Raw genomic sequence first — 3,602 nt, forward strand, 5'->3', positions numbered from 1 at the left:
CCACGGTGGTCTACGCCAACCGCGCCTATGACATCCTGCGGATCGAACTGCAGCGGGTCGGCGCCCGGGAGCCGGACCAGCCGACCGGCCCCAAAGCCGAGTCGCTCCTCGATCTGACCTCGCCGACAATGGATTTCGTGAAGATGGCCGAGGGTATGGGGGTGCCCGCCCGCCGGGTCGTCACCGCGGAGGAATTCGCCGGTGCGTTGCGGTGGGCCTTCGCCGAGCCGGGTCCGCACCTGATCGAAGCGGTCATGCCGTCGCTGGCCGGCTAAATCTCGAACACCGGATCGTCGCAGCCGGTGCCCTCAGCGGCAAGCCGGCGTTTGATCACCTTGAACGTCTCGGTCTTGGGCAGTGCGGTGGAGACCCGCACGAACGACGGCCACTGCTTGGGGCCCAGATCGGTCTGCTCGGACAGGAACCTGCGGAACCGGGCCGCGTCGAACGGGGTTCCCTCGGGCAGCACCAGGGCGGCCATCACCCGGTCTCCGACTTTCGGGTCGGGGATGCCGTATACCGCGGCTTCGGTGACACCGGGGTGGCGCATCAGGACCCGCTCGATCGGCGCCGTTCCGAGGTTCTCGCCGTCGACCCGCATCCAGTCGCCGAGCCGGCCGGCGAAGTGCACGAATCCGTCGTCGTCGAGGTAGGCCAGATCACCGCTGTGATAGACCCCGCCGGCCATCCGTTCGGCTTCGGCGTCCGGATCGTTGTAGTAGCCGCGGAACTGTCCGGGTCCGGTGAGGTTGACCAGTTCGCCGACCACTCCGGGGGGACAGGGCCGGCCTGTCTCGACGTCGACGACGGCCAACTCCCCGGGCAGCGGCCCCAGCGAACCCTCGGGCGTGTCCGGGGTCCGGCTGATGGACACCCCGCCTTCGCTGGAGCCGAAACCGTCGACGACGGTGACCGCGAACCGTCGGGCGAACCGCCCGATGTCCCGCGGCGCGGCCTCGTTGCCGTACATGATGCGGAGCGGGTTGTCGGCGTCGTCCGGCCTCTCCGGGGTGGCCAGGATGTAGGACATGGGCTTGCCGACGTAGTTGGCGTAGGTGGCCCCGTACCGCCGCACATCGTCGACGAAGCCGGTGGCGGTGAACTTGGCGCGCAGCGCTATCGAGCCTTGCGCCGCCACCGCGGGCGCCCACCCCGCCATCACGGCGTTGGAGTGGAACATCGGCATCGACAGATAGAAGACGTCGGAGGGTCCGAGGCCGAGACGCTGGGCGAGCATCACACCGGGGCCCGCCACCTTCTCGTGGGTGCACCGCACCGCCTTGGGTTCGCCGCTGGTTCCGGAGGTGAAGATCAGCATGAACAGATCGTCGGGTCGGGTGTCGGGGAAGGTGACCGGCGAACCGGTGAACGCGGCCAGTTCCGGCGACCACGCGCCGCCGGTGACCCGCACCACCGGAACGCCGGCGGGGTCGCATTCGGCGCCATGGTCGGTGATGACGAACTGGCAGTCGGCGGAGGTGACGTCGCGGCGCAGGGCGGCACCGCGACGGGTGGGATTCAACCCGACCAGAACCACGCCGCCGAGGGCTCCGGCCACCAGCAGCGCCGAGAACAGCGGGGTGTTGTCCAGCAGCACCCCGACGTGCGGCGGCCGGTCCGGATCGAGTCGGGCGCGCAGGAACGCGGCGATGTCGGCGCCGTCCTGAATGTGTTGCCGCCAGGTCGAATACGAGCCGTCGTCGCCGTGGATCCCGCGATCGTCGACCGCGGCGAGCGGCCGCAGCAGTTGTGTGACGGTGGGCAGCACCGGACGAATCAGGCCGGGGTGTCGGCCAGGTCCCGGCCGATGATCCGCAACTGGGCGGTCGCCCCGCCGAGCGCGAACTCGGTCTGCTTGGCCGTCATGAAGTAACGGTGCACCGGGTGGTCCATGTCGATACCGACACCGCCGTGAACATGCACCGTGGTGTGCGCCACCCGGTGGCCGGCCTCGGCCGCCCAGAAGGCGGCGGTGGCCACCTCGGAGTCGGCGGGCAGATCCTCGGACAGCCGCCAGGAGGCCTGTTCGCAGGTGAGTCGCAGGCCCTTGATGTCGATGTAGTCGTCGGCCAGTCGCTGGGAGACGGCCTGGAAGCTGCCGATCGGACGGTCGAACTGCTCGCGACTGCGGGCGTACTCGGCGGTGAGCTCCAGGGCCCGTTCCAGCACGCCCAACTGGTAGGCCGCCAGTCCCACCGCCCGCCGCGCGGTCAGCCAGGACAGCACCTCGGCCTCGCCGACCACCCGCTCGGCGTCCACCTGAACCCCGGCCAGGTCGATCTCAGCGCAACTGTTCAAACCGGTCGTCTGCAAGGGGGTCACCGACACCGCGTCGGCGTCGACCAGGAATACCTTTGTCCCGGAGTCGGTTTCGGCCGGGATCAGGAACGCGTCCGCAACCGGGCCGTACGGCACCTGGATCCGGCTTCCGGTCAGCCGGTAGCCCGCGCCGGCAGCGGCCGCCTGTACCGGGCCCTGCCCGGTCTCCCCGTCGAGTGCGATGGTCAGGATCTTCTCCCCGGCCACCGCCGGGGCCGCCCAGGCCTGCCGCAGGTCCGCCGAGGCGAACCGGGCCAGTGCGCCGGCGCCGAGCACGACCGACTCCAGGTAGGGCACCGCCGCCAACTGCCTGCCCAGGGCGGTCAGGATGGCGGTCTGTTCCAGCACCCCGAAGCCGCCGCCGCCGACCGACTCCGGTGCCGCGGCGTTCAGGACGTCGGCGTGGATGAGTTTCTTCCACAGCACGGTGTCGAAACGTTGATCCGGGAGGTCCAACTCGCGCTGATGCTCCGGCGTGCACACCGAATTGACGATGGTGGCGACCAAGCCGGAAAGATCTTGGGCCGCTTCGGTTCTGGTGAAATCCATCTGGTTCCCTCCTAACGGTTCCGCGGCAGGCCCAGCGCCGCCATGCCGATGATGTCCCGCTGGACCTCGTTGGTGCCGCCGCCGAAGGTCAGGATCAGCGCGGCGCGGTGCAGGCGCTCCACCCGGCCGCGCAGCAGCGCGCCCCGGGAGTCCTGCCGCAGGGTGGCCGACGGGCCGAGGATCTCCATCAGCAGCCGGTAGGCCTCGGTCGCCAACTCGGTTCCGAAGACCTTTGCCGCCGAGGCGTCCGCCGGCGACGGGGAGGCCGCCGCCGCCGACGCCAGCTCCCAGTTGATGAGCTTGAGGTACTCCGCCTTGGCGTGAACCCGCGCCAGGTTGAGCTGCACCCATTCCGAGTCGATCAGCCGCGCGCCGCGGGCGTCGCCCGATTTCATAGGGGTGTTCTGCGCCCACTCCCGCACCAGCGTCAGGGCGGTGAAGATCGGCTGGGCCGAAACCAGCGCCACCCGTTCGTGGTTGAGCTGATTGGTCACCAGCTTCCAGCCGCCGTTCTCCTCGCCGACCCGGTTGGCGACCGGAACCCGGACATCCTGGTAGTAGGTGGCGCTCGTACTCGGCCCCGCCATGGTGTGCACCGGGGTCCAGGAGAAGCCCTCGACCGATGTCGGCACGATCAGCACCGAGATCCCGCGGTGCTTCTTGGCCTCGGTATTGGTGCGAACCGCCAGCCACACGTAGTCGGCGTACTGGATCAGGCTGGTCCACATCTTCTG

Annotated in this window: 4 protein-coding genes; 1 reads left to right on the forward strand and 3 read right to left on the reverse strand. The window is 69.6% G+C overall.

Annotated elements, in window-relative coordinates; genetic code table 11:
- The coding region (locus ADBZ5U_RS15065; protein WP_526811539.1) for a thiamine pyrophosphate-dependent enzyme at positions 1-275 on the forward strand (275 nt) is incomplete at its 5' end.
- On the opposite strand, the gene fadD17 is transcribed toward ADBZ5U_RS15065, so the two are convergent.
- The 3 genes from fadD17 to ADBZ5U_RS15080 all read right to left on the reverse strand — a co-directional run.
- Positions 272-1,765, reverse strand: a complete 1,494-nt coding sequence (gene fadD17, locus ADBZ5U_RS15070; protein WP_526811544.1) for a long-chain-fatty-acid--CoA ligase FadD17 — start codon at positions 1,763-1,765, stop codon at positions 272-274. The genes ADBZ5U_RS15065 and fadD17 overlap by 4 nt on opposite strands.
- An 11-nt stretch (positions 1,766-1,776) precedes the next feature.
- Positions 1,777-2,868 (reverse strand): acyl-CoA dehydrogenase family protein, encoded by a 1,092-nt coding sequence (locus tag ADBZ5U_RS15075; RefSeq protein ID WP_526811541.1) that lies wholly within the window; start codon positions 2,866-2,868, stop codon positions 1,777-1,779.
- 11 nt (positions 2,869-2,879) lie between these two features.
- Positions 2,880-3,602 (reverse strand): acyl-CoA dehydrogenase family protein (locus tag ADBZ5U_RS15080; protein ID WP_526811543.1); only part of this gene is annotated, 723 nt, incomplete at its 5' end.

The sequence above is a fragment of the Mycobacterium sp. genome, assembly GCF_040398885.1.
Classification (GTDB): domain Bacteria; phylum Actinomycetota; class Actinomycetes; order Mycobacteriales; family Mycobacteriaceae; genus Mycobacterium.